We start from the raw sequence: 589 nt of genomic DNA on the forward strand, positions 1-589 counted from the left end.
CTCACGAAGAAGTACCTGATAGCGTTGCCGAAGCTTATCGTGGAAAGCGCTTGAAATTTGGTCCGAATTATATCATCCCTGTTCCTTTTGATCCGCGTTTGTTTACTGTTGTTTCTATGGCGGTGGCAAAAGCAGCAATGGAAAGCGGTGTAGCACAAAAGCACATTGATGACTTAGAAGCTTATGAACGTGATTTGAATGCGAGACGTGATCCTATTTCCTCTATGATGCGTGGTGTTTACAATCATGTTCGTCAAGCACCGAAACAAATTGTTTTTGCAGAGGGTGAAGAAGAGCAAGTTATGCGGGCTGCTGTTTCCTATGTTCATCAAAAACTAGGGAAAGCAATTTTAATTGGTCGTGAAGAGCAAGTCAAGGAAACAGCTTCTGTTGCTGGTATTGATCTTGAACGTGAAGGTATTTCTGTTATGAATGCCAAACTCTCCTGTCGCACAGATGCTTATACGAATTATCTTTACCAAAAAATGCAACGCCAAGGCTGGTTGTTACGTGATTGTCATCGTCGCATCAATAATGATCGCAATTATTTTGCTGCTTGTATGGTGGCATTGGGGGATGCTGATGCAAT

1 protein-coding gene is annotated in these 589 nt (G+C 42.3%); it reads left to right on the top strand.

Features of this window, described 5'->3' with window-relative positions; translation table 11 throughout:
- Positions 1-589 (top strand): phosphate acyltransferase (locus tag ACFIO5_RS13000; protein ID WP_375705633.1); only part of this gene is annotated, 589 nt, incomplete at both ends.

Source organism: Bartonella sp. AA86SXKL (genome assembly GCF_042196885.1).